Here is a 25335-nt window from a genome sequence, read left to right as displayed (position 1 = left end):
TTACCAGTGCACAAGGGAGTGCTAAGTGAAGCAAATACCACGACACCAACAGATTGTTGAGTTGGTGAAAAAACAAGGCTATGTCAGCACGGATGAGCTGGTAGAAAAATTTAATGTTAGTCCTCAGACTATTCGCCGCGACCTAAATGATCTCGCAGATGAAAACAAGATTCGTCGCTACCACGGTGGTGCGACCATTCCTCTCAGTTCAGAGAACACATCATACAACACGCGTAAAGCGCTTAACTTCAATGAAAAAGATGTCATTGCGGAAGAACTCGTAAAACACATTCCAGATGGCGCAACCTTGTTTATTGATATTGGCACGACCCCAGAAGCCGTCGCTCGAGCGCTCAATAAAAACCACAAACAGCTTCGCGTGGTGACCAACAACATTAATGTTGCCACCATTCTTTTACCAAACCCGGAAATCAAAGTGATTTTGGCGGGCGGTGAAGTTCGCAACCGAGACGGCGGTATTGTCGGTGAAGCGACACTCGATTTCGTCAAACAATTCCGCCTCGACTTCGGTATTTTAGGCATCAGTGGTATCGATTTTGATGGCTCACTACTGGACTTTGATTACCACGAAGTTCGCGTTAAACAGGCGATTATCGATAACAGCCGCAGCGTGTTCCTTGCGGTTGACCATTCGAAGTTTGGTCGTAATGCGATGGTGAAACTGGGCAATATCGCGCAATTGAACATGGTATTTACCAACAAACGACCACCAGAAGAGATTCTCGCGATTCTAAAAGAAGCAGCCGTTCCGCTCGAAGTGGTTGATACGCAAATGGAAAGAGCCATAACCGAATAGCGTTTACACTCACTATTTACGCGCATAAATGACCTCTGTCTTAATTAGGCAGAGGTTTTTTTGTGCCCAAATCACACAAAACGCTCATAAACGAAAATAAATAATGACCACAAACGAAACCTAAGCTAGGATAAACTCATGTTCCAAAATGCTCGTTCGCTCACCAAGAGGTCAAATTTATGAGTATCCAACAAAATGCTTCCACGACGAATTCATCCCCTACTCTAGATATGATCGTGATCGGCGGCGGCATTAACGGGGCTGGTATTGCTGCTGATGCTGCTGGCCGTGGTTTAAGCGTCGGTTTGTACGAAGCTAACGACTTCGCATCGGCAACCTCTTCAGCAAGTTCAAAACTGATCCACGGTGGATTACGTTACCTTGAACACTATGAATTTCGTTTGGTTTCGGAAGCGCTCGCTGAACGTGAAGTGATCTTACGCAAAGCGCCTCATGTGGCTCTACCAATGCGCTTCCGTTTACCTCATCGTCCATTTTTACGCCCAGCTTGGATGATCCGCTGTGGCTTGTTCCTTTACGATAACTTGGGTAAACGAACCACTCTTCCAGGCAGCAAAACCGTCAACCTAGCAAAATCAGGTCTGTTAAAACCTGAAATGAAAACCGGTTTCGAATACTCAGATTGTTGGGTAGATGACGCGCGCTTAGTGTTGTTGAACGTTCTAGCGGCTAAAGAGAATAACGCAGAAGTTCGCAACTACTGCCGCGTAGAAAAAGCACACCGTGAAGGCGGCATTTGGCATGTCACTATTCATGACGTCACCACAGACCAACGTTTCGAACGCAAAGCGAAAGCTCTGGTTAACGCAGCAGGTCCATGGGTGAAACAGTTCTTTGATGAAGGATTAGAGCAAACCTCCCCTCGCAACATTCGTTTGATCAAAGGCTCGCACATCGTTGTTCCTCGTATCCACAACGAGCCGCAAGCCTACATCCTACAAAACAAAGATAACCGCATCGTATTTATGATCCCTTACCTAGATAAGTTCTCGATCATTGGTACAACAGATGTGGAATACAAAGGCAATCCGCGTGAAGTCGCGATTTCCGAAGATGAAGTCGATTACTTGATCGATATCGTTAACCAACACTTTGTCCACCAGCTAAGCCGCGAAGATGTGGTGTGGACATACAGTGGTGTACGTCCGTTGTGTGATGATGAGTCTGACTCACCGCAAGCGATCACACGTGACTACACACTAGAACTGGACGCTGAATACGACCACGCACCTTTACTTTCAGTGTTCGGTGGCAAGCTCACGACTTACCGTAAGCTTGGTGAAGCAGCAATGAAGAAACTTGCCCCGTTCCTACCTGAAATGGGGAAAGACTGGACGGCAAACCAAACCCTTCCTGGCGGTAACTTCAGTTGCAGCCGTGAGCAATTGGCGAAGATGATTCATGCGAAGTACTCATGGGCATCAGAAGCGATGTTGCTGCGCTACGTGACTCAGTTTGGTACACAAACTTGGGATCTGATGGAAGGCACTAACAGCGTAGAAGATCTTGGTCACTGCTTCTCAGAGCAAGCAAGCGGCGTATATCAACGCGAAATTGATTACTTGATGAATCACGAAATGGCGCTAACCGATGAAGACATCTTGTGGCGTCGTACAAAACTTGGTTTATACATGAACGAAGAGGAGAAAATCGCACTGGCAGAATATCTAAAAGAGAAGCTGCAACAGAAAGTCCTTAGCCTCTCACAAGTAAGTTAAATTGGACTCTCCTAATACAAAGCCTGCATCCCGCAGGCTTTTTCTTTTTCCGGTGAACACTCAGCATCAAACGCTTCTATCGAAAGCACAAAAAGTTTTAATTTCAGGCAATTAGCACTCTTACTTATTATTTTCTTCAGTCGGCAATTGCCCTCACCTCTAATTAAATCGGTATCCGATGAAGAAATCGCTAATCCTGAGCTTACTCCTTCTCGGTGGTTGTTCTGTAGCTCCCGAAGAGACACCACCATGCGCATGTGATGACTACGTTCCTCCCTACGTAAAACCACCAAGCGCGTCGAACGAAGATAACATCAAACAGTTACTGGCTTACATTGCTCAAAAAGCCAAAGATCGCTGGGGTGAAGATGAGTTCGTTGAAGCAGGCAAACACCGTTACGTGAAGTATCTTGATGGTTACAACACCCGAGCACATATCGACTTCGAAACGGGTAAGATCTATGTTTCGACGATTTCCCAATACCAGCCAACGGAAAAGCTACAAAAAGCGATTGTACAGACACTACTCATGCCTGCCGATCCAGCACATGCGGAGTTGTTTAGTGACAAGGAAGCGGTATTACGTGGTAAGCCTTTTTTATTGGGGCAAGTTCTCGATCACGATGGAAAGCCGATTGAATGGGAATGGCGTGCTAATCGCTACGCGGGCTACCTGCTCGACAATAAACTGCAGAAGAAAGCCATCAAACGCGGCAATGCTTATTATGTCGAAATCAACATGGTGAAAGATCACCTAGAACAGCGAGAATACCAGTACGCAGGCTTGGTACGTGATGCAGCTAAAAGATATGACTTGTCTGAAGATCTAATCTTCGCCGTGATCAAAACCGAAAGTAGCTTTAACCCTTATGCGGTCTCTCATGCTGGGGCTTACGGCTTAATGCAGGTGATCCCAAAAACCGCCGGTGCTGATGTGTTTAATTTGGTGAAAAACAAACCGGGTATTCCAACCAAAGAGTACTTGTTCGATCCTGCCAATAACATTGATACCGGAGCTGCGTATTTCTATATTTTGAAGAATCGCTACCTACGAGATGTAAAACATCCTACTTCGAAACACTTTAGTATAATTTCAGCTTATAACGGCGGCACAGGCGGCGTGCTTTCTACCTTCGATAGTGACCGAAAACGTGCGATGAATGAGCTTAACAGCCTTAACCCAACTCAGGTTTATGATGCGTTAACCACTCAACACCCAAAAGGGGAAGCAAGACGCTACCTACAGAAAGTGCTGTATTTCCAAAAAGACTTCAGCGAAGGGAATATCTAATTTTGCCTAGCCACAAAACGAAAAACGCCGCTTAGTTCCACGGAGGTATAGAACTAAGCGGCCATGTAATTACACGAAAAGACACCTATGGGTCTAAAACGTCAATTGGCTAGTTAATCACTCATGTGCATACGAGCAATAACACCTACAGAGTAGCGGAGTCCGCACCTTCTAGCACGCTCAAATCCCACTCTAGAATTCAACGTTTTTCACATTCTTAACAATTACCTTACTAATTGTGGGTCATTTGCGGAAGCAATCTCAAATAAAAGGGCTCACACCATTGGTTGAGCCCTTCTTTTATCGAATCTGTACTGAGACTATCCGGGATGGCCATCCACTCTTGGTTTCATCAGCATCATTCCGAATCGCCATACGAACATACCGAATGCCAGAATCCACAAGGCGGCACTGACATCAATCCAAAGTAGCATGTGTGAAGGGTCAAAAATCACACCTAAGCTTCTTGCTAACGCCGCGCCAATCACCGCAGCAAAAGCGATACTCATGTTTGGGCCTTTGTAAATCATGCGACCTGTGTGCCCCATGGTCACTCGAGCGATCATCGCTAAGATCAATCCACCTAATGCGCCGATAGCAAACAGATGAATTAAGTTGTGGTTCGCAAACGCATTATCCCAACTGCCACGTAGAATCAGACTCAAAGGCAGACACAAATAAGCCGCATGTAACGACCACACCAACGGCTCGCTAAGTGTCAGCCAAGGCTTCCAGCGCAGGAATCTAACCAACTGCGCCACACCGGCGAACAACATAAGTGGCTGACCAATTTCCGCAAACGTCACGGGGAAGAAGCTCAATACGAACAACATGACCAAAGGTAGGTTTGCTAGCCAATCCAACCACAGTAGCGGCTGAGCCTTTTCGAAGTTAAAGCGACGGGCTGTGAAAAATGGAATCACTCGTCCGCCCATGACAGAAAGCAACAGAGTGAACCACCAAAGCATCGCTTGCCATACCGCAGACGAGGTAAATGGCGGCATGCCTTTCACCGTTGCGTAACTGGCAAAGTTGGCAAAGATGGCGAGCAAGAATAACGGCACAAAGAATAGATTACGCCAGCCTTTCGCGCGGTAAACACGAATGCCCACTTCGTACGCCACAAACAGCAAAAACAGCGCTTCAATGCTGCTGATTAACCAAAGTGGTGCTGGTGTCCAAAGCAGTATTCTCGGTGCAAGCCACAATGTAAATATCGCTAACAAGGTGTAGTGTTTCGTGCCGTTAATGCCCGTCCAGTTTTGCACTGCAGTCAGCACAAAGCCAACCACTATTGCCATTGAAAAACCAAACAACATTTCATGAACGTGCCACCACAACGCCGGAACACTCAACGCACTTGGCTGTCCGGTTTGGAACATCCATACCCATACCGCAATTGCGACAACGGCATAAATAGAGCCAAACAGGAAAAACGGTCTAAACCCTAATCGCAGCCATGCAGGGATTTTTTCTTCCACTTTTTTATCGGTGATATTCAGCATTGTGATGCCCTTAAGTACCCATTCGGTACTATTCAAAAACTCAACGTGGTCATACTAACACAAACATGCATGAAAAATACATGTTATGAAGTTCAAACTACTCTTTTGAGGTAAAATCTGCGCTTCATAAATTGCTCAGCTAGTCATGTTTAGGTATAACGGACAGAAGTGATTTCGTCGAAGTAAGGGAAGCAATCGAGATGTATATATTTGGCTACGGCAGTTTAATCAATGCCGCCTCGCGCAAGTTAACCGGGCAAACGGGAGAAGCCATCCCAGTCATCGCTCATGGTCTGGTGCGCTATTGGGGCAAAGTTGACGACAGCTATATCTTGTCACCCTTGGTTGTGAATGAAGGCGAAGGGCAAGTCAATGGCGTACTGCTTGAAGTCGACGATCAAGCGCTAGCGGAGTTTGACCGACGCGAACGTGGCTACCATCGCATTCAAATCCGTCCAGATCAGATTGAAACAGAGGCCACTTTTAACTCTGAGCACAGCATTTGGGTTTATGTGAAAAACGATCCGTTACCACCCTGCTCGCTCAGTCCCATCATGCAAAGCTATGTTGATACGGTGCTCGCTGGATGCTTGGAAGTCTCTCACGCCTTTGCTGAGCACTTCGTTCACCATACCGTTGGTTGGCATCATGCCAAAGAAAACGACCGCCACCAGCCAAAATACGGCAACTTAGCGGGCGTACAAGATCATCATTATGAATTGATTGATAACCTAATTGCTCAACACTCTTAAGAACAGAATAAAAAACAGCGCTCTATCAGCGCTGTTTTTTATTTGAGTAAGCTTAAGGATACTAAACGATTCTCACACCAGCAGGCATCGCGCGTTCCGGCGTCAGCAGAACACTTTCTGATTCATCATCGGTTTCAGCACACAGCAACATGCATTCAGAGGTTTCACCACGCATCTTAGCTTTCGCGAGATTACACAGCACCACCACTTGTTTCCCCATCAACTCTTCTTCTGTGTAGTGAGGCACCAAGCTGGTGACGGTTTGCAGTGTTTTCTCACCGATATCGATCTGCACGATATACAGCTTATCTGCGTTTTCGTGACGAGCCACTTCGATGATTTTTCCGGTGCGAATTTCTAGCTTTGCAAAGTCTGAGTAAGCGATCGTTTCCATTGATTAAAACCTCAAGTAAAATTTTACTAAAACAAATTCTACATTATCAGTTAGTACTTTAAATACAAGAGGTGAAGATCGCATTTTGATGAGCAAAGATCGCGCTGATTACAATTGCCCTTTACCAAATCTCACTCAACTTCGGCCAGCCCCACGCCGTGATCTCTACACCTTTGAATATGTCTTGGAAGCTAAGTGTTTGTCGGTGGTGAAGCATCGGACTAACCACACCTTCATAGATCAGCATAGAGCCAAGTTAAAGCTGCTTAAGACAATATCTCAATATCCAGTGAATGCTTGTTTAGTTGTTCCGGTGATTGAACGTAGGGCTGCAGTCACCTGTGCTGGCTCTATCATCAACCAAAGTCCACTCCCCAAAACAGACCATCGCTTTTTATCTCCTTCATCAAGAAATAAGAAAACAAATACATATATAGCTCTAAATCGATCTGAATGAGCGATAGCAAGACTTTCATGCAGGCAAATGACCTTATAGCTTTGAACGTAAATGCTCTTAGATTGCTATAGAGATAATTTTTCTCTTTTGTGACGGCATGTTGTGGAACGCTTGGATGACAAGCAATAAAGTCGCATATGAACATTTACGCACAAAGAGATTACTATGGAAAACCCTAGGCCTAGATTAAGAAAGCTTTCAATTAAGAACTTTCGCTGCATCGGCAATACTCCTGTAGAAATAGAACTAGATGAAATTGTTGTTCTAGTTGGACCAAATAATGTCGGTAAAAGCTCAATCCTTAGAGCATATGAAGTCGCAATGGAAGAAGCCTCTAAAACAGGTCACCTGACCATCCATGACTTCCCAAATGAGTCTATAGACCCTGAAAACCTCCCAGAGATAATTATTGAAACCGTTATATTTGATGAGGGCCAACCGGGCAAACAATGGGTACTGACCGACGAGAAAACTGAAGAGAAATACGTAAAAGAAAAATGGACTTGGGAAGCCCCAGGAAAACCGACAAGAGTAGGCTGGGATGTCAAAGCCAACGACTGGCACCCAACTAAACGTCCTTGGGGAGCTCCAAATGTTGCACAGGCATACAGGTCAGAGCCTCACAGGGTTGATGCTTTCTCAGATCCTGAAACCCAATCGAAAGAGATCATTAAGTTACTACAAAGTGCTTTGACAGAGAGAGTTAAGGCACTTTCTGAAGAAGAGCTTCCAGATGGTGAATTAACCCCATATCAGAAACTACTGCACAACGTGATGGAACTACAAAAGATTGTAGTCAAAGACACAGAGCAGGAAATTGAAGCTGTCCAAACCGAAATGAAGAGAATGGTCAGCGAAGTATTTCCGGGATATGAAGTTAAATTTGATGCAAAACCAGAAGATGACGTTGAAAAGTGTATCAACCTGTTCAAAAACGACCCCGAGCTTCGAATGGGTCACGAAGATGGCCACCAAACATCAATTGAAAAGCAAGGTAACGGTGCCAGAAGAACATTATTGTGGTCAGCATTAAGAATCATCTCTGAACAAAAACGGGCAAAAGCAGGAAAAGGAGCAGAAAGACCTCACCTTCTCCTACTCGATGAACCTGAACTGTGCCTGCACCCCACAGCCATTCGTGAAGCCTGTAAAGTCCTTTATGACCTACCGAAAAGTGGAAACTGGCAAGTCATGGTAACTACCCACGCTCCCGCTTTTATCGATCTATCTAGAGATAATACTTCAATAGTCAGAGTAGAAAGGTCCGGGGATGGGAATATAAAAGGTACCACTATTTTTAGACCACACAGAGCTAAACTAGACGAAGATGACAAAGCAAGATTGAAGCTTCTTAATGTCTTTGACCCTCACGTAGCAGAATTCTTCTTTGGTGGTAAAACCGTACTTGTAGAGGGTGACACAGAATACACAGCCTTCAAACACGTCATAGCAAAACATCCTGAAGCTTTTAAAGATACCCATATCGTTCGAGCACGAGGGAAAGCAACATTAGCCTCTCTAGCTAAGATATTAAATCAGTTTGGTGCACCATATGCGTTACTCCATGACTCAGATAGACCTCTCTGCAAAGCTAAAGAAGGCAAGAAGCCAAAAGCTAATCCAGCATGGGGAACTAATAAGAACTTGTTAGAAGTGGTTGGGCAAGCTCCTGATACAGCAAAAGTGCGACTGGTTGCTTCTGTCCCAAATCTTGAAGAAGCATACTTTGGTCAAGAGGTGACATCTGAAAAGCCGTATTCTGCATTGCAGATCATCAGTGATGAAAATGGGCAAGAATTCGCAAACCTTAAAAAGCTACTGGAAGCTCTGACAGATTTCACTAAACCTCTTCCAGGCAATGCCGTAGAGTGGAGTGAAATAGCTGATTTAGAGAAAGCTCTTAAATAGCATCATAACGAGGCATAACTCGTAACACGTTATGCCTCGACCTTGCGATGTGGATAGTTCTACTCTTCTTTTTTATTCCTTTTTAAACAAGCACTTAACATATCACTTCTTGAATAAACGTAATCTTTTTAGCTCTTCGCTGCTCGTGATCACGGGACGCTATTTCTTCGCTTACCCCAATACCTCTATTTTTCACCTACCTTGTGTGCTCTCTGAGTTACAGTTAGCACTTGCCAGCAACAGCGATGTGTACAAAACCCAAATGGTTGATTGGATGAACAACAACTAGCTTTCAAGGCGCCATTTTCTATGGCCTGTAAAGAGAAATAGAAACGACAAATCGCGGTCATATCAGTGGCCGCGATTTTTTGTTTTCATACTACTAATCAACGCCCCATCTAAGATAACGTTTACACATCACATATATCCAATAAATTCATAGAGTAAGGCCAAATTCATCGCAATATAAAAACGGTGTTGATTGCACTTATTACACAATGGGTGTTTAATACTCCGGTTAACGTTATTTAGCCCACGAAAGGTCCCTCATGGCAACAATCAAGGATGTCGCGAAAGAAGCCGGCGTATCGGTCGCGACCGTCTCTCGCGTGATCAATAAATCACCGAAAGCGAGCCAATCTTCTATCAACGCAGTGACGCAAGCAATGAGCAAACTGGGCTACCGTCCAAACGCAGCAGCGCGTGCACTCGTCAGCCAAAGTACTAACACCATGGGCGTGCTTGTGGGTGATGTCTCAGATCCGTTCTTCGGTACACTGGTGAAATCGGTGGATAATGTGGCGCGAGAAAACGGCAAACACATTCTGATAGGTAATGGCTACCACAACCCAGAAGACGAACGCCAAGCGCTAGAACTTCTGATTAACAGCCGCTGTGAAGCCATTGTAATTCACTCTAAAGGCTTATCAGACGAAGAACTGATTGGTTACGCCAAAGAAGTCAAAGGCATGGTGTTGATAAACCGCCATATCCCAGAGTTGGCAGAGCGTTGTATCTCTCTTGATAACCGCAAGGGCGCGTACTTAGCGACGGAATATCTGATTCGTCATGGTCACACCAAGATCGCTTGTATCGCCTCATCCCATGACATCGAAGATATCGACGAGCGTTTGCAAGGTTACCAAGCGGCGCTGAAAGATCACGATATCGAGCTATCAAAAAGCTATGTTGAATATGGCGAGCCAAACAGTGACGGCGGCGAAACAGCCATGACCAATCTGCTGACCAAATCACTCGCAATCACTGGCGTGGTGGCGTACAACGACTACATGGCAGCAGGTGCGCTGGCAGCGTTAGACCAAAATGGTATCGACGTACCAGAAAAAGTGTCCATGGTTGGCTTCGACGATGGCTTAATTGCTCGCTTCGTCAATCCAAGTTTGACCACGATTCGTTACCCAATCGAAATGATGGCAGAGCGTGCTGCGCGTTTGGCATTAGCGTTATCGCGTGATGAACAAGTGGAAGATGACACCATCATCTTTAGCCCAACTTTAGTGCGCCGTAACTCGGTGGATCGTCTTTAGGATATCGCGCTAGTCAGTGCCAAGAAAGGTTACAAAGTAAAAGCTCTGCCACCGAAGTGACAGAGCTTTTTCTTTTTGGGGTGTTTGTAGAGAGCGTTATTTTGCCAACTTTCGATGAGCTTTTGACCTACTGTGAGCAAAAAGCCTACAGTAACCCAAAAGCTCGAAAATGCTCAGTTTACCTAGAAAGCAAACTGATAAGTGGTGCAGAAGCGGTACTCTTGTTCAGGCTCAAAAATACAGCTTGGCTGCGCCCACTCAGCATGGTTTGGCGAATCTGGTAAAAACTGCGTTTCTAACGCCAGACCCGCGTAATCGTTATATTCACCGCCACGGCGATTTGGTGCGCCAGCTAACCAGTTGCCCGTGTACAATTGCATCGCAGGCTTGTTTGTTACCACTGACAGGTGCACTTTTTCATCTGGAGAAACCACCAGCGCAACCGGTTTTGAGACATCGCGATGAGCATCAAATAGGTAGCTATGATCATACCCTTTGGCGGCAATCTGCTGTTCATCTTGTAAGAAGTGTTCTGAAACTGGTTTTTCACATCTAAAGTCAAATCCAGTGCCTTTCACATCTTGCAATTCACCCATAGGAATACCGACCTCAGAGGTTGGTAAGTATTGGCTTGCAACGATGGTTAAGCGATGCGAACGACAATCTAAGTCAGCTTCTGCCCCCAACAAATTGAAGTAGGCATGGTTGGTCAAGTTTATCGGTGTTGCTTTATCTGTCTTAGCGAAGTACTCAATGCTCACTTGGTTATCATCAGTCAGCGTATACGTCACTTGCACTTCTAGATTACCCGGAAAACCTTGGTCTCCATCTTCAGACAACAGCGAGAACGTCACTTGCTGATTCGAGTGAGACTCAATCTTCCAACGACGTTTATCAAAACCTACTTCACCACCATGCAGACAGTTGCCCGCTTGGTTAGTAGACACTTGAAATACTTCGCCATTCACTTCAAAAAGACCATTGGCGATGCGGTTTGCGTAGCGACCAACAGTGACACCCATGTAACACTGTTGCTGCATGAAACTCCCCATCGTCCCCACTCCGAGAAGCACTTCACGCAACTCCCCATTCGCCAAAGGTAAACGACAACTCAGCCATGTCGCGCCAATATCCATAAAGGTAACGCTCATGCCTGTGTTATTTTTCAGTTCGACCACGTTGGCAGGCGCGCCATCAAAGGCGGCCTGCTGTGTCATCGTGATAGTTAATGGCTCAGTCATCTCTCGCTCCTACTGCGTCTTAAAGCACTTTGAACTTAAAGCAATTTTTCACTTAAAGTACTTCGACTAAACCAGCGCCGTTTTTCGCTTGGCACACGTAGATGGATTCTTTTAGGCCCGTTGCTGCTTGGTACTTCGCTTCTACCGTTGCTTTCACTTCGTCAACCAATGCTGGCGGTACAATTGCAACGATACAACCACCAAAGCCACCGCCTGTCATGCGCACGCCGCCTTGCTCGCCAATCACTTCTTTCACCATCTCAACTAACGTATCGATTTCTTTGACTGTGATTTCGAAATCATCACGCATGGAAGCATGAGACTCAGCCATCAGTTCACCCATACGCTTCATGTCGTGCGCGCGAAGTGCTTGCGCCGCTTCTACCGTGCGGTCGTTTTCTGTGATTACGTGACGAGCACGTTTTGCGACCATTTCGTCTAGCTCAGAGACTTTCTCGTTGAACTGTTCAATGGTCACATCACGCAGTGCTTTCACACCGAAAATGCGCGCCGCTTCTTCACACTGCTCACGGCGCGTGTTGTATTCACTGTCTACCAAGCCACGTTTTTTGTTTGAGTTGATGATCACCACGGCCATGTCTTCAGGCATTGATACCGCTTCAGTTTCTAGGCTACGACAGTCCAACAGCATCGCGTGGTTTTCACGACCTTCTGCCGAAATCATTTGGTCCATAATGCCGCAGTTACAACCAACGAATTCGTTCTCTGCTTGCTGGCCGTTTAGCGCGATTTCCGCTTGGCTGATTTCTAGATTGAACAGCACTTTGAACGTTTGACCAATCACCACTTCCAACGCTGCCGACGAGCTTAAACCCGCACCTTGAGGCACGTTACCGCTAACAGAAATATCCGCACCAGAGAATTGGTAACCACGAGCAAGAAGACACTTCACCACACCGCGAATGTAGTTCGCCCACATTTTGTCTTGTTGGAATGTGATTTCTTGCGTGATGTCGAATTCATCAACGGCGTTGCCGTAATCCACAGAAACCACGCGTACTAGGTTGTCTTCACGCTTCGCTGCCGCCACAACGGTTTGGTAGTTGATCGCACATGGCAGTACAAAACCGTCATTGTAATCAGTGTGCTCACCAATCAGGTTTACACGACCAGGGGCTTGAATAATGTGGCTTGGCGCGTAACCCAGCACTTGTTCAAAAGAGGTTTTCACATTTTGGATTAGATCAGACATAGGGACGTTCTCTTAAATTATAAATTTGGTATTGGGATAGCGCGTTGAGCCTAACTTTCTATCTGTAAAGTCGCGCTATCCCGTTATTCGTTATCAATCTACTTTGAGGCGTTATTGCTCTTTGTAATGCACATCGCTTAGGTCACGCAGACGCTGCGCCGCTTGTTCTGCGGTTAGGTCGCGTTGGCTTTCTGCCAGCATTTCATAACCAACCATGAACTTACGAACCGTTGCACTACGTAGCAGTGGCGGATAGAACAACGCATGCAGTTGCCAGTGGTCGATATCGGTGCCTTCCTCAAAGAACGGCGCGTAATGCCAACCCATTGAGTAAGGGAAAGAGCATTGGAATAGGTTGTCGTAACGGCTAGTTAGCTTTTTGATTGCAACCGCAAGGTCATCACGTTGCTCATCGGTTAACTCACTCATTCGACGAATGTGCGTTTTAGGAAGTAGCATGGTTTCGAATGGCCACGCCGCCCAGTAAGGAACAACAGCAACCCAGTGTTCGGTCTCAACCACGGTGCGTGAACCATCTTTAAGTTCAGCTTGCACGTAATCTACTAGCAAGTTGCTGCCATGCTCTTGGTAGTACGCTTTTAAGTTGTGTTCTTTGCGCTCGATTTCGTTTGGCAAGAAGCTGTTTGCCCAGATTTGACCGTGTGGGTGAGGCTGAGAACAACCCATAGTCTCGCCCTTGTTCTCGAATGCTTGAACCCAAACGTAGTCTTTACCCAGCTCTTCGATTTGATCATTCCACGTGTCAATCACACCACGGATTTTGTCGACCGGTAGCTCAGGCAAAGTTTTGCTGTGATCAGGCGAGAAACAGATCACTCGGCTCAACCCGCGTACACCTTGCGTTTTGAACAATGGGTTATCTGACTCAGGCGCATCTGGAGAGTCCACCATCAATGCTGCGAAGTCATTTTGGAACACATACGTGCCTTGGTAATCTGGGTTTACATCACCAGAAATACGCTCGTTGGTTGGGCAAAGGAAACACTTCTCGTCGTAGCTTGGTAGCTCATCAATCGCAGGTTTCTCGTCAGCACCACTCCAAGGACGTTTTGCACGATGCGGTGACACCAAAATCCACTGACCCGTTAGAAGGTTGTAACGACGGTGTGGGTGATCCACTGGGTTAAATTCAACATTCGACATCTTACTTACTCAACTTTTAAAATTTCTTTCATCTGCATTCCCCAATGAAATTGGAGTTGCAGCTAGGCGGCAAGCTTTCCAATATCCATGCGCATAGGTTTTCTATGTGATTGGAATTGGAAAGTGCAGGCAACAACGCTCAGCTTCAATTACGCAGGGGAATAGCCTTGCGGGTTATTTGACTGCCACTTCCAAGTATCAGCTGTCATTTCCGCAACACTGCGCGTCGCTTTCCATCCAAGGTCTCGCTCCGCTTTATCTGTACTTGCCCAGCATTCTGCAATGTCACCTGGGCGACGAGGACAAAGTTCGTAAGGCACTGGGTTACCGCAAGCCGCTGCGAACGCTTCTACCATCTCAAGCACGCTAGAGCCTTTGCCCGTACCTAGGTTGTAAATGTGCAAGCCAGCTTTTTCACCTACCGATTTCAGCGCTGCGATATGGCCGTCTGCCAAATCCATCACGTGGATGTAATCACGCACGCCTGTGCCATCCGGCGTCGGGTAGTCATTGCCAAATACCGACAGTTTTTCGCGGCGGCCTACTGCCACTTGCGCGATAAACGGCATTAAGTTGTTCGGGATGCCCTGAGGGTCTTCACCCATGGTGCCCGATGGATGCGCACCAACTGGGTTGAAATAGCGCAGCAAAGTCACGCTCCAGTCGTTTTCTGCATTGAACAAATCGCTCAAGCACTCTTCCACCATGTACTTGCTGCGACCGTATGGGTTAGTGGTCGCCCCCGTTGGCGAGTCTTCCGTAATCGGCACAATGTCAGGATCGCCGTAAACCGTTGCCGATGAGCTAAATACAATACTTTTCACGCCCGCCTTACGCATGCTGCGCGCCAACACCAATGAGCCATTCACATTGTTGTCGTAGTATTCCAATGGCTTCGCGACAGATTCGCCCACCGCTTTCAGGCCAGCAAAGTGAATCACAGCTTGAATGTCATGCTTGGCAAATACTGAGTCCAAAAAGACTTCATCGCGAATGTCGCCTTGGTAGAAAGCCGGTTGCTTCCCGGTTAGCGCTTCAATGCGGCTTAACACTTCCACTTTGGCATTACACAAGTTGTCGACAATGATTGGCTCCATACCTGCTTCAATCATCTGGACACATGTGTGACTGCCGATGTACCCCATACCGCCTGTGACAAGAACTTTCACTTTTGCTTCTCCACTTTTGCTGCTCGATGCTTGGAAATTGGTTGAGCCTGATCACCAAGCAAATTCGCTCATCTCTTAACTGGCTAAAAGTCTACCAATCAAAACCGATCCAGATCCGTGATCAAACTCAAAATAGTGTAAACGTTTCCACAAAATTACACCACGATTCAAAATCAATAAAAATAAAGAAAATTTGGTTAGATCAGGAAAATGGGAAAGATTTATGACACTTACATGTATAAACGTTTACACAATGTAAGAAAAACACGGTGATTCACGCAAACCAGAAAGATGATTTTCCGCAATCGATACCTGACATTGCTCTTACAAAACGAGAGATAAAGCCCGCTACAGTAGCCCCGCCCCAAATGTAACCTTTTGTAACAAGACTCGAATCGCGTCTTTTCCTTTTATCGGGGCATGCAAAGAATAAAAACAGATCTGAAGGGCCCTCATGCTACGCAAGCGAAACGAATTTCGAGACCACAACCAAGAAGTGCGGTTGTTTAAGAACCGTGCCATCGTTGCCTTCCTCGGCATGGTTATTTTGCTGGGTGGATTGGTCGCGAACCTGTACAACTTGCAGGTTAACCACTTTAAAGATTATCAGACTCGCTCTAACGACAACCGAATCAAAATCCTGCCTATCGCGCCAACACGCGGCTTGATCTACGACCGAAATGGCGTATTGCTGGCGGAGAACCGCCCGGTTTACAACCTTGACATGATCCCAGAGCAAGCAGGCGATCCGGATGCTCTGATTGAAAAGTTGCGCCATTACGTCGACATCACCCCAGAACAAGTAGACGCTTTTAAAAAACGCTACAAGCACACTCGTCGCTTTCGCTCTGTCACCATCATGAATGAGCTAAATGACGAACAAGTCGCGCGCTTTTCTGTTCATCAGCATGAGTTTAATGGCGTGTTTGTGACTGCCGACCTCAAGCGTTTTTATCCTTACGGTGAAAAGCTGACGCACGTACTGGGCTACGTTTCGCACATCAACGACCGAGATTTACGTCGCCTTGATGAAGAAGGCAAAGCGCAGAACTATCAAGCAACGCAAAACATTGGCAAGTTGGGCGTTGAGCGCTACTACGAAGACCTTCTCCATGGCACCAAGGGCTACGAAGAAGTCGAAGTAAACAGCCGCGGCCGTGTCATTCGTACCATCAAATACGTACCGCCGATTCCGGGTAAAGACATCGTGCTAAACCTTGATATCGAGTTACAAGAATACGTCTACAAAGAGCTCGACCATCGTCAAGGTAGTGCTGTGGTACTCGACCCACGAGACAACAGCGTACTCGCGATGGCATCTAGTCCAAGTTATGACCCCAACCCATTTGTGAACGGCATTTCCAGCAAAGCGTACCGATCACTATTGAACGATCCTGCTCATCCCTTGGTAAACCGCACTACGCTTGGTGTTTACCCTCCGGCATCCACCGTGAAACCATTCATGGCAGTGGCGGGGCTTGAGGAACATGTGATTACGCCAACGACGGTGCGTAACGATCACGGTTCTTGGCGTATTCCGGGCTCGAAACCAAATTCAAAAGCATGGCGAGATTGGAAACGTTGGGGGCATGGTAATGTTGATGTCACCAAAGCGATTGAAGAATCCGTGGACTCTTTCTTCTACCAAACTGCCTTTGACCTTGGCATCGACCGCATCTCGAAATGGATGAACAAGTTCGGCTTTGGCTTGCCAACCGGTATCGATATTTATGAAGAGAGCAGTGCGAACATGCCGACCCGCGAGTGGAAAGTCGCACGCCACCGCACGCCTTGGTATCAGGGTGATACTGTGCCTATCGGTATTGGCCAAGGCTATTGGACAGCGACGCCAATGCAGATCGCCAAAGCCACGTCTTTCCTTATTAACCATGGTGAAATGAAAGCACCTCACCTACTTAAAGCCGTGATTGAACATGGTGAAGAGTTTGAAAACCAAGTCGACGTTGCACCGAAAGATCTGCCGCCAATTGAAGGTGTGCCAGATAAATACTGGGACATTCCAATCAACGCGATGCGCTTGGTAAACAATGGCGCACATGGTTCTGGCCGCCGCGCATTTAAGGGCGCAGAGTACAGCAGCGGTGGTAAATCGGGGACGGCGCAGGTATTTGGCTTGCGTAAAGACGAAGTCTACAACTCGAAAAAGCTCGCAAGCCACCTGCTTGACCATGCGTTGTTCACTGCGTTCGCACCGTACGACCATCCAAAATACGTCGCGACCGTTGTGATTGAGCACGGTAACGGTGGTTCAAAAGTCGGGGCACCATTCATTCGCCATGTGTTTGATCACTTGCTTGTCGACCCAGATAAAACCAAAGGTAAAAAGTCTTAGGTTTAACCTTATCGCCTTACCACTCGTGTTAAGTGGTAATGATAAATAACAAAGCCCGAACGGATTGTCCTAGCCGTTCGGGCTTTTGTTTGCCTAAAATTCCGCTTTCTCACGGTGATCGCTTCATTTCACTCCTCGCACAGTTTTACTAAAAATTTGTGCATCCATAAGTAGCTGTTTACAATGGTGGGATTATTGCTTATCTCACTGGGACAGTGAGCTTTGCCAACGGGAAGTGAACATGGCAACACTAAAAGATATCGCTACAGAAGCGGGCGTCTCACTTGCAACCGTCTCACGCGTGTTGAATGACGATCCGACTCTGAGCGTAAAAGAAGAAACTAAACACCGCATCTTAGAGATTGCTGAAAAGCTGGAATACCGCACTAGCAGTTCGAAAAAAGCCACCAAAGAGGCGAAACAAAAACACCACTTTTTAGCTTTGTATAACTACAAGCAAGAAGCAGAGGTGAATGACCCCTACTACCTGTCGATTCGTCACGGAATTGAAACCCAGTGCGATAGATTGGGCATTACATTAACCAACTGCTACGACAGCGTCATCGATGTCGAAACGCAAAAGATCACCGGTATCCTTTTGGTTGGTAAAACCGATAAAGCGATCATCAATAAACTACCTAAGCGCCTCGCAGACAGCATTTGTTATATCGACTTTTCAGACAGCGACAGCGTGTACGACAGTGTTGATATCGATCTGGCTCGCATCAGTAAGCAAGTCGTCGACTTCTTTGTCGAACAAGGTTATCAGCGTATTGGTTTCATTGGCGGACAAGACGAACCCAACACAGCGGACATTCGTGAAAACGCGTTTGTAGAATACGGCAGCCTAAAAGGTGTTGTATCAGAGAACGACATTTACCGCGGCGATTTTTCTAGCCTATCGGGTTACGACTTAGCCAAAGCGATGTTGGCAAAAGGCGACTTTCCGACAGCACTCTTTATCGCATCAGACTCGATTGCGATTGGGGTTTTACGTGCCATCCATGAGTTCGGTTTAAACATTCCACAAGACATTGCCTTGATCAGCGTGAATGACATTCCAACCGCGCGCTTTACCTTCCCACCGCTCTCTACCGTGCGAATTCACTCAGAGATGATGGGCATACAAGGGGTAAACTTATTGGTAGAAAAATACCGCGATGGCCGTGCGCTGCCATTGCAAGTTCACGTACCAAGCAAACTCAAACTGCGCGGCACGACTAAGTAGTTCTCCCACTTCATTCTTATTTTATAAAGCACTGAATCCTCAGTGCTTTTTTATTTCCCTTATCTAAATTCCCGTCATTTTTTACTCGTTTTACCCAGCAAATAAGCTTGGGATGCTATTCCTTTACCCTGATCACATCTTGCTCACCAATCACGTATTAAAACGTGATCGAGTTAAAGTTAAACGTTTTCACCAATTTATTTTAGTAAAACTTTTACTAATATCTTTCCCAGATAACTCATAAGCCTTTTCACAATACATCGGCTGCATTTCTTTTGGGCATATTCGACGCTGACGATACCGCGCCGAAATGACCAAACTAAGCCGAGGGGAGAACAAACGTGAACAACTGGGAAAACTTCCTTCACCTACATGAGAACCGTATGGCACCACGTGCTTACTTCTTCTCATACGATTCAGTTAAAAACGCACAAACGTTCCAACGCGAGCTGAGCAGCCGCTTTAAACTGCTGAGTGGTCAATGGACATTCAACTACTTCACTAACCCGCTTTTGGTACCTGAAGCGTTTTACTCTCAAAAAATGGAAGACTGGGGACGCATTACCGTTCCGAACATGTGGCAAATGGAAGGCCACGGTGACCTTCAATACACTGACGAAGGTTTCCCATTCCCTATCGACGTCCCGTTTGTCCCAACCGACAACCCAACTGGCGCATACCAACGCACTTTCACGCTTGGCCAGCAATGGGACAACAAACAAACCATCATCAAATTTGATGGCGTTGAAACTTACTTCGAAGTTTACGTAAACGGTCATTACGTTGGCTTTAGCAAAGGCAGTCGCTTAACTGCTGAGTTCGACATTTCTTCTTACGTTCAACAAGGTGAGAACTTATTGTCTGTGCGCGTCATGCAATGGGCAGATTCGACTTACATTGAAGACCAAGATATGTGGTGGACGGCGGGTATCTTCCGTGATGTTTACCTTGTGGGAAAAGAGCACGTTCACGTCCAAGATCTGACTGTTCGTACTGATTTCGCCGACGATTACCAAAGTGCCACTTTAAGCTGCCAAATTGAGCTAGAAAACCTGTCTACTACGGCTGCGTCTGGTTACACGCTGGAATACGCACTACAAGACAAAGGTAAAGTGATTGCTAGTGGTCAATGTGATGCACTGACTATCCAAGACAACAGCCAAACAAGCTTTGCCATTGATGTAGTGAACCCAACCCATTGGACAGCGGAAAATCCATACCTATACCAACTGTTCATCACACTGAAAGATGCACAAGGCAATGCGATTGAGGTGATCCCACAGCGCGTTGGCTTCCGCGACATCAAAGTGCGTGATGGTCTGTTCTACATCAACAACCAATACGTGATGCTGCACGGTGTGAACCGCCACGATAACGACCACCTAAAAGGTCGTGCAGTCGGCATGGAGCGCATCGAGAAAGATCTGATCTTGATGAAGCAACACAACATCAACTCAGTTCGCACCGCGCACTACCCTAACGACCCACGCTTCTACGAACTGTGTGACATTTACGGTTTGTTCGTAATGGCAGAAACCGACGTAGAAACCCACGGCTTCGCGAACGTTGGCGATCTAAGCCGCATCACCAACGACGCTGCATGGGAAAGTGTGTTTGTAGACCGCGCAGAACGCCACGTTCACGCCCAAAAGAACCACCCTTCCATCATCATGTGGTCACTAGGTAACGAGTCCGGTTACGGCTGCAACATCCGCGCAATGTACGACGCAACCAAAGCGATTGATGACACCCGTTTGGTGCATTACGAAGAAGACCGCGATGCAGAAGTCGTCGACGTAATTTCTACCATGTACTCACGTGCGCAGCTCATGAATCACTTTGGGGAGCACCCACACGAGAAACCACGCATCATTTGTGAATACGCACACGCAATGGGTAATGGCCCTGGCGGTCTAACGGAATACCAAAACGTGTTCTATGCGCACGACCACATTCAAGGTCACTACGTATGGGAATGGTGTGATCACGGCGTATTAGCACATGATGAAAACGGCCAAGAGTTTTACAAATACGGCGGTGATTACGGCGATTACCCGAATAACTACAACTTCTGTATGGATGGTTTGATTTACCCAGACCAAACACCAGGACCGGGCTTGAAAGAGTACAAACAAGTCATCGCTCCAGTGAAAATTCAAGCCGTAGAAGGTACGACAAACACCTTCACCGTAGAGAACAAATTGTGGTTTACCAACCTTGATGATTACACCATCACAGCGGATATCCGATCGGAAGGTGAAACGCTGCGCAGCGTGCAGTTTAAGGTCGAAGAACTTGCTGCAAACAGCGCGCGTGAAATCACAATTAACCTGCCAGAGCTGGACGAACGCGAAGCCTTTATCAACTTCACCGTGCGTAAAGACAGCCGCACTTTGTACAGCGAAGCGAACCACGACATCGCGGTGTACCAATTCCAACTGAAAGAGAACACAGCAAGCGAAGCCGAATTTGTTAGCCACAATGCACAAGCGTTAATCACCTCAGAAAGCCGCTTGGAACATGTGATTGAAGGCCACAACTTCACTCTGACCTTCTCTAAAGTCAACGGCAAGCTGACCTCTTGGCGCGTCAACGGTGAAGAGCTGATTCAATCAGAACCTAGACTGAACTTCTTCAAGCCAATGATTGATAACCACAAACAAGAGTACGAAGGTTTGTGGCACCCAGCGCACTTACAAATCATGCAAGAGCACTTCCGCACACTACAAGTCGAAGCAACGGATGAATCGGTTTCGATCACGACCACCAGCATCATTGCACCACCGGTGTTCGATTTTGGCATGCGCTGTACCTACCGCTACCAAATCAACGCACAAGGTCATTTGAATGTGGAACTGAGCGGTGAGCGCTATGGCGATTACCCGCACGTTATCCCTGTAATTGGCTTGGATTTGGGCATCAATGGCAACTTTGACCAAGTGAGTTACTACGGTCGTGGCCCTGAAGAAAACTACCAGGACAGCCGCCAAGCGAACTTGATTGATGTCTACCACAGCACAGTAGCCGACATGTTTGAGAACTACCCGTTCCCACAAAACAACGGCAACCGCCAACACGTTCGTTGGGCATCACTGACGAATCGCCACGGCACGGGTTTGTTGGTGAAACCACAGCAAGAAATCAACTTCAGCGCTTGGTTCTACACCAACCAAAACCTGCACGAAGCGCAACACACCATTGAGCTAGAAAAGAGCGGCTACATCACGCTCAACCTTGACCATCAAGTGATGGGATTGGGCTCGAACTCATGGGGCAGCGAAGTGCTTGATTCATACCGCGTGTACATGGACCAGTTCCGCTATGGGCTAACACTGATGCCACTTCAAGCGGGCGATTGCAGTGCACAGGCCATGGCAAACCATGATTTCGACAATGCGTTCTTCACTCAACCTAATACTCAAACAGCAAACGAGGCGTAATCCATGATCGTGTTAGACAACTTAGAACAATTCAAAGTCGTGTACCGCGACGGTCGTAAATGGAACCGCTGCGTGGAAGCGATTGAGAACATCGCCAACATCAAAGACGGCGTGATGTATTCGATTGGTGACTCTTTGGTTTACATGATTGAAGACGGCACAAAACAAACCGAACTGTTTGAAGGGAACCGCCGCTACTTCGATGTGCATTACTACCTAGAAGGTCGCGAAACGGTGGAGTTCGCCGACAAATCCGATTTACGCCTAGAGCAAGCATATCGAGATGAAACTGACCGCGAATTTCTCTCCGGTCAAGGTGAGACTCGTGAGCTTTGCGAAGGCCAAGTTGCAATTTTTGATAACGATAAAGCGTACCGCTTCCACGGTGACAACCGAGTAAGAAAAGTGGTGCTCAAAGTGACCATCGAAGATGGCTATTTCCTAAATAAATAACGGCTTACAGGCAAGGCCAGACAACGCGTCTGGCCTAACAACAAAATAATTAAATAAACCCAAAGTAATTCAGATCACAGATCAGTTGTAGACCTCAGCAATCCAACGCGATAACGAATAGTATTCGCCCAAGGATGATAAAACGGTCAATAGCACTATCACTGAGTTACGAAGGGAATTGACGTGATTCATCGGAGGACTCTATGTCTGAATCTATGCGCGGCACCATTGGCAAATTCGCCTTGCTGTCGATGACATTTGCGGCGGTATTTAACGTCCGTAACATCGTGAACAACAACATTGAGCTTGGCCTTAGCTCTGCTCCTATCTTCCTTTTCGCGACGATCGTTTACTTCATTCCATTTGTATTCATCATTGCTGAGTTCGTTTCGGCGAACAAAAACTCTGAGTCAGGTATGTACGACTGGCTTAAACAACCGCTTGGCTCTAAAGCCGCTTACCTAGGTTCGTTCCTATACTGGTTCGTGAACCTATTTTGGTTTGTGTCTCTGCTACCAAACGTGATTGCTTACGCGTCTTACGCGATGCTTGGTTACGAATACACCTTCTCACCAATGGTGACATCGGTGATCTCGATTGTTCTGTTCGCAGCGGCGACCCACATATCAACCAAAGGCGCATCTTGGTTGGGCAAAATTTCTGAGCTGGTTGCTTACGGTGTGTTTGCCCTATTCGGTATTTACGCTCTCGGCGCGCTAATGGCTCTGGGCGGCGACACTTACACGCCAGCAGAACCAATCACACTAGAAGCAATGAGCCCAACCATTAACTGGGCAACGCTAGGCATTATGTGTTGGATCTTCCAAGCAGCAGGTGGTGCAGAAACCGCAGCGGCTTACTTGAAAGATGTCAAAGGCGGCCAAAAAGCCTTCATCAAAGTGATCATCATGGCGGGCGTCTTGATTGGTGCGATGTACGCTATTGGCTCACTTTTGGTGAACGTGTTCGTTCCGCGTGAAGACCTAACATACGCAGGCGGCATGGTAGAAATCTTTACTGGTATGGCGCAATACTTCGACATTTCAACAGTATTGGTTGGACGCTTCGTTGGCATCATCTTGTTCATCGCGATGTTTGGCTCAATGATGATGTGGACTGCAGCACCAGTAAAAATTCACTTCTCTGAAATTCCAAAAGGTGTATACGGCGAGAAAACCACAGAGCTAAACGAACACGGTGTACCAGTGCGTGCAGCATGGTGGCAATTCGCATTCGTTGTGGTGATGCTGATCGTTAACGGCTTTGGTTCAGAATCCGTGCAAGACATGATGAACCAAGCGATCAACCTAACCGCAGGTACGGCGATGCTACCGCCAATCTTCATCATGATTGCGTACTTTGTATTCCGTCTAAAACACGACGATACACCGCGCGACTTCCGTATGGGTTCACGCAAAGTGGGCATGAGTGTGGTGTCGGTATTGATTGTAATCTTCGTGGTGAGCATGACCGCATCGGCATTCCCAACAGGTGTTGATTTGGTACGTGCGTTCTTCATCAACGTGTTTATGACTGCCGTCTTCTCTGCTCTGGCTTGGTGGTGGATCTCTCGCTTTGAAAAGAAGCAAGCTATCAAACAACAAGCAACGCAAGAAAAGGCACAAGAGCCAGTAACGCAAGTATAAACGACCTATAGCTCGGTTACTTAAAGGGCACCCTCGTGGTGCCCTTATAAGATCAATTACCTGTAATCAATTCTGCCACCAGCTGACGCAGCCAAATCCCTTTATCCTCGTTATTGCGGCTGGTATGCCACAACATAGCGATATCAAAATCCGCCACCGCAATCGGCGGCTGCACACTCACTAAGTCGTCCGAGAACCCTTCCGCTTGCGCCATTTTCTCCGGCACAATCGCAACCAACTCTCGCTGTTTAAGCAAGTTTCGAATCGTCAGGAAGTTACGTGAGGCAACGGTGACTTTTCGGCTCAAGCCATGTTCAGCAAGCTTTTTGTCTACTTGTGTACTCAAGCTGCCATCAGGGCTCACTAGGGCTTGTTCAATATTGGCAAAAGCGTGAATCGACAATTGTGTTTCACCTTTCAGTACTCGCTTATCACACAGACATACGTGCTTTTCTGTGTAGAGATACTGGCTCTCAAAGTTATCGTCGAGCACAGGCATACTGCCGATGATGACATCTAACTTATCGTGTTCCGTGATCGCTACGTAATTGCTGCGGTTGACGTTAATAAAGCTGATTTGGGCTTCTGGCGCACGCTTACGGATTTCATCATAAAGCAGTGGGGCGAAGATGAATTCGGCGTAGTCGGTTAAACCGATGCGACACACGCCGGCGTAGTTTTCTGGCAGGAAAGCGGACTTCGTCAGTAAGTCTTTGGCAATCGAGTCCAATAAATGATGCACCGTCGGCGCAATATAATGCGCGTGCTCGGTTGGGTCCATCTTATGGCCTTTACGCTCAAACAATGGGTCATCAAACAACACGCGCAAACGCGACAAGCTGTGGCTCATGGCAGACTGACTGACAAAGCTTTTCTCGGCCGCCAAACTCACACTGCGATAGCGATATAGGTAAGAAAAGGTCACCAACAGATTTAAGTCGATATTGCGCCACTGGATGTCATCTTTCACAGAACAAACCTCGTCCCATTTCATTCATAGATGAAATTAAAACTATTA

18 protein-coding genes are annotated in these 25335 nt (G+C 46.8%); 11 read left to right on the top strand and 7 right to left on the bottom strand.

Features of this window, described 5'->3' with window-relative positions:
* Positions 1 to 25: 25 nt before the first annotated feature.
* The 3 genes from KHO06_RS04595 to mltC all read left to right on the top strand — a co-directional run bounded on the left by KHO06_RS04595 (position 26) and on the right by mltC (position 3847).
* Positions 26 to 817: a DeoR/GlpR family transcriptional regulator gene (locus tag KHO06_RS04595; RefSeq protein WP_212582165.1), complete on the top strand. Its 792-nt coding sequence runs from the start codon at positions 26 to 28 to the stop codon at positions 815 to 817.
* A gap of 179 nt (positions 818 to 996) precedes the next feature.
* Positions 997 to 2556, top strand: a complete 1560-nt coding sequence (gene glpD / locus KHO06_RS04590) for a glycerol-3-phosphate dehydrogenase (RefSeq protein ID WP_212582164.1) — start codon at positions 997 to 999, stop codon at positions 2554 to 2556.
* A 178-nt stretch (positions 2557 to 2734) separates the two neighbouring features.
* A complete protein-coding gene (mltC, locus tag KHO06_RS04585) occupies positions 2735 to 3847 on the top strand; it encodes a membrane-bound lytic murein transglycosylase MltC (protein WP_212582163.1) in 1113 nt (370 codons plus the stop codon).
* Positions 3848 to 4167: 320 nt separating this feature from the next.
* On the opposite strand, the gene KHO06_RS04580 is transcribed toward mltC, so the two are convergent.
* Entirely contained in the window at positions 4168 to 5352 is a 1185-nt protein-coding gene (locus KHO06_RS04580) for an NnrS family protein (protein ID WP_212582162.1), read from the bottom strand.
* 200 nt (positions 5353 to 5552) lie between these two features.
* Here KHO06_RS04580 and KHO06_RS04575 point away from each other — a divergent pair, with 200 nt between their 5' ends.
* Complete coding sequence (locus tag KHO06_RS04575; RefSeq protein ID WP_212582161.1) at positions 5553 to 6104, top strand: gamma-glutamylcyclotransferase family protein; 552 nt, start codon at positions 5553 to 5555, stop codon at positions 6102 to 6104.
* A gap of 61 nt (positions 6105 to 6165) precedes the next feature.
* On the opposite strand, the gene KHO06_RS04570 is transcribed toward KHO06_RS04575, so the two are convergent.
* A complete protein-coding gene (locus KHO06_RS04570) occupies positions 6166 to 6498 on the bottom strand; it encodes a tRNA-binding protein (protein WP_212582160.1) in 333 nt (110 codons plus the stop codon).
* A 622-nt stretch (positions 6499 to 7120) separates the two neighbouring features.
* Between KHO06_RS04570 and KHO06_RS04565 the strand changes: the two genes are divergently transcribed.
* Positions 7121 to 8863 carry an AAA family ATPase gene (locus tag KHO06_RS04565; RefSeq protein WP_212582159.1) on the top strand — a complete coding sequence of 581 codons (1743 nt, stop codon included), beginning with the start codon at positions 7121 to 7123 and terminating at the stop codon, positions 8861 to 8863.
* Between the two features lie 548 nt (positions 8864 to 9411).
* Positions 9412 to 10410, top strand: a complete 999-nt coding sequence (locus KHO06_RS04560; RefSeq protein WP_212582158.1) for a substrate-binding domain-containing protein — start codon at positions 9412 to 9414, stop codon at positions 10408 to 10410.
* Between the two features lie 182 nt (positions 10411 to 10592).
* Here KHO06_RS04560 and galM read toward each other — a convergent pair whose 3' ends face one another.
* The 4 genes from galM to galE form a co-directional block, all read right to left on the bottom strand.
* Positions 10593 to 11651, bottom strand: coding sequence for a galactose-1-epimerase (galM, locus tag KHO06_RS04555; RefSeq protein WP_212582157.1), 1059 nt, complete (start codon positions 11649 to 11651; stop codon positions 10593 to 10595).
* 52 nt (positions 11652 to 11703) lie between these two features.
* Entirely contained in the window at positions 11704 to 12864 is a 1161-nt protein-coding gene (galK, locus tag KHO06_RS04550) for a galactokinase (RefSeq protein ID WP_012128763.1), read from the bottom strand.
* Positions 12865 to 12975: 111 nt separating this feature from the next.
* Positions 12976 to 14028, bottom strand: a complete 1053-nt coding sequence (locus KHO06_RS04545) for a UDP-glucose--hexose-1-phosphate uridylyltransferase (RefSeq protein ID WP_212582156.1) — start codon at positions 14026 to 14028, stop codon at positions 12976 to 12978.
* A gap of 149 nt (positions 14029 to 14177) precedes the next feature.
* Positions 14178 to 15197: a UDP-glucose 4-epimerase GalE gene (galE, locus tag KHO06_RS04540; RefSeq protein ID WP_212582155.1), complete on the bottom strand. Its 1020-nt coding sequence runs from the start codon at positions 15195 to 15197 to the stop codon at positions 14178 to 14180.
* Between the two features lie 454 nt (positions 15198 to 15651).
* Between galE and mrdA the strand changes: the two genes are divergently transcribed.
* The 5 genes from mrdA to KHO06_RS04515 all read left to right on the top strand — a co-directional run bounded on the left by mrdA (position 15652) and on the right by KHO06_RS04515 (position 24317).
* Positions 15652 to 17550: a penicillin-binding protein 2 gene (mrdA, locus tag KHO06_RS04535; RefSeq protein ID WP_005427423.1), complete on the top strand. Its 1899-nt coding sequence runs from the start codon at positions 15652 to 15654 to the stop codon at positions 17548 to 17550.
* A gap of 241 nt (positions 17551 to 17791) precedes the next feature.
* Complete coding sequence (gene ebgR, locus KHO06_RS04530; protein ID WP_005427451.1) at positions 17792 to 18778, top strand: transcriptional regulator EbgR; 987 nt, start codon at positions 17792 to 17794, stop codon at positions 18776 to 18778.
* A gap of 341 nt (positions 18779 to 19119) precedes the next feature.
* Positions 19120 to 22218 carry a beta-galactosidase subunit alpha gene (gene ebgA, locus KHO06_RS04525; protein ID WP_212582154.1) on the top strand — a complete coding sequence of 1033 codons (3099 nt, stop codon included), beginning with the start codon at positions 19120 to 19122 and terminating at the stop codon, positions 22216 to 22218.
* 3 nt (positions 22219 to 22221) lie between these two features.
* Positions 22222 to 22671 (top strand): beta-galactosidase subunit beta, encoded by a 450-nt coding sequence (locus tag KHO06_RS04520; protein ID WP_038894225.1) that lies wholly within the window; start codon positions 22222 to 22224, stop codon positions 22669 to 22671.
* A gap of 203 nt (positions 22672 to 22874) precedes the next feature.
* Complete coding sequence (locus tag KHO06_RS04515; RefSeq protein ID WP_212582153.1) at positions 22875 to 24317, top strand: amino acid permease; 1443 nt, start codon at positions 22875 to 22877, stop codon at positions 24315 to 24317.
* 52 nt (positions 24318 to 24369) lie between these two features.
* Here KHO06_RS04515 and KHO06_RS04510 read toward each other — a convergent pair whose 3' ends face one another.
* Positions 24370 to 25311, bottom strand: coding sequence for a LysR family transcriptional regulator (locus KHO06_RS04510; RefSeq protein ID WP_212582152.1), 942 nt, complete (start codon positions 25309 to 25311; stop codon positions 24370 to 24372).
* Between the last annotated feature and the right edge of the window lie 24 nt (positions 25312 to 25335).

It is taken from the genome of Vibrio sp. B1FIG11, assembly GCF_905175335.1.
Lineage (GTDB): Bacteria > Pseudomonadota > Gammaproteobacteria > Enterobacterales > Vibrionaceae > Vibrio > Vibrio campbellii.
The sequence above is the reverse complement of the archived record's forward strand: the minus strand, read 5'-3'. Positions and strand labels throughout refer to the sequence as shown.

Coding starts and splice junctions, on each gene's coding strand:
- KHO06_RS04570 (WP_212582160.1), bottom strand. CDS start 6,498: ATGGAAACGATCGCTTACTCAGACTTTGCAAAGCTAGAAATTCGCACC.
- galK (WP_012128763.1), bottom strand. CDS start 12,864: ATGTCTGATCTAATCCAAAATGTGAAAACCTCTTTTGAACAAGTGCTG.
- KHO06_RS04510 (WP_212582152.1), bottom strand. CDS start 25,311: ATGAAATGGGACGAGGTTTGTTCTGTGAAAGATGACATCCAGTGGCGC.
- KHO06_RS04580 (WP_212582162.1), bottom strand. CDS start 5,352: ATGCTGAATATCACCGATAAAAAAGTGGAAGAAAAAATCCCTGCATGG.
- glpD (WP_212582164.1), top strand. CDS start 997: ATGAGTATCCAACAAAATGCTTCCACGACGAATTCATCCCCTACTCTA.
- galM (WP_212582157.1), bottom strand. CDS start 11,651: ATGACTGAGCCATTAACTATCACGATGACACAGCAGGCCGCCTTTGAT.
- KHO06_RS04545 (WP_212582156.1), bottom strand. CDS start 14,028: ATGTCGAATGTTGAATTTAACCCAGTGGATCACCCACACCGTCGTTAC.
- mrdA (WP_005427423.1), top strand. CDS start 15,652: ATGCTACGCAAGCGAAACGAATTTCGAGACCACAACCAAGAAGTGCGG.
- KHO06_RS04575 (WP_212582161.1), top strand. CDS start 5,553: ATGTATATATTTGGCTACGGCAGTTTAATCAATGCCGCCTCGCGCAAG.
- KHO06_RS04520 (WP_038894225.1), top strand. CDS start 22,222: ATGATCGTGTTAGACAACTTAGAACAATTCAAAGTCGTGTACCGCGAC.
- ebgR (WP_005427451.1), top strand. CDS start 17,792: ATGGCAACACTAAAAGATATCGCTACAGAAGCGGGCGTCTCACTTGCA.
- KHO06_RS04560 (WP_212582158.1), top strand. CDS start 9,412: ATGGCAACAATCAAGGATGTCGCGAAAGAAGCCGGCGTATCGGTCGCG.
- mltC (WP_212582163.1), top strand. CDS start 2,735: ATGAAGAAATCGCTAATCCTGAGCTTACTCCTTCTCGGTGGTTGTTCT.
- KHO06_RS04565 (WP_212582159.1), top strand. CDS start 7,121: ATGGAAAACCCTAGGCCTAGATTAAGAAAGCTTTCAATTAAGAACTTT.
- KHO06_RS04515 (WP_212582153.1), top strand. CDS start 22,875: ATGTCTGAATCTATGCGCGGCACCATTGGCAAATTCGCCTTGCTGTCG.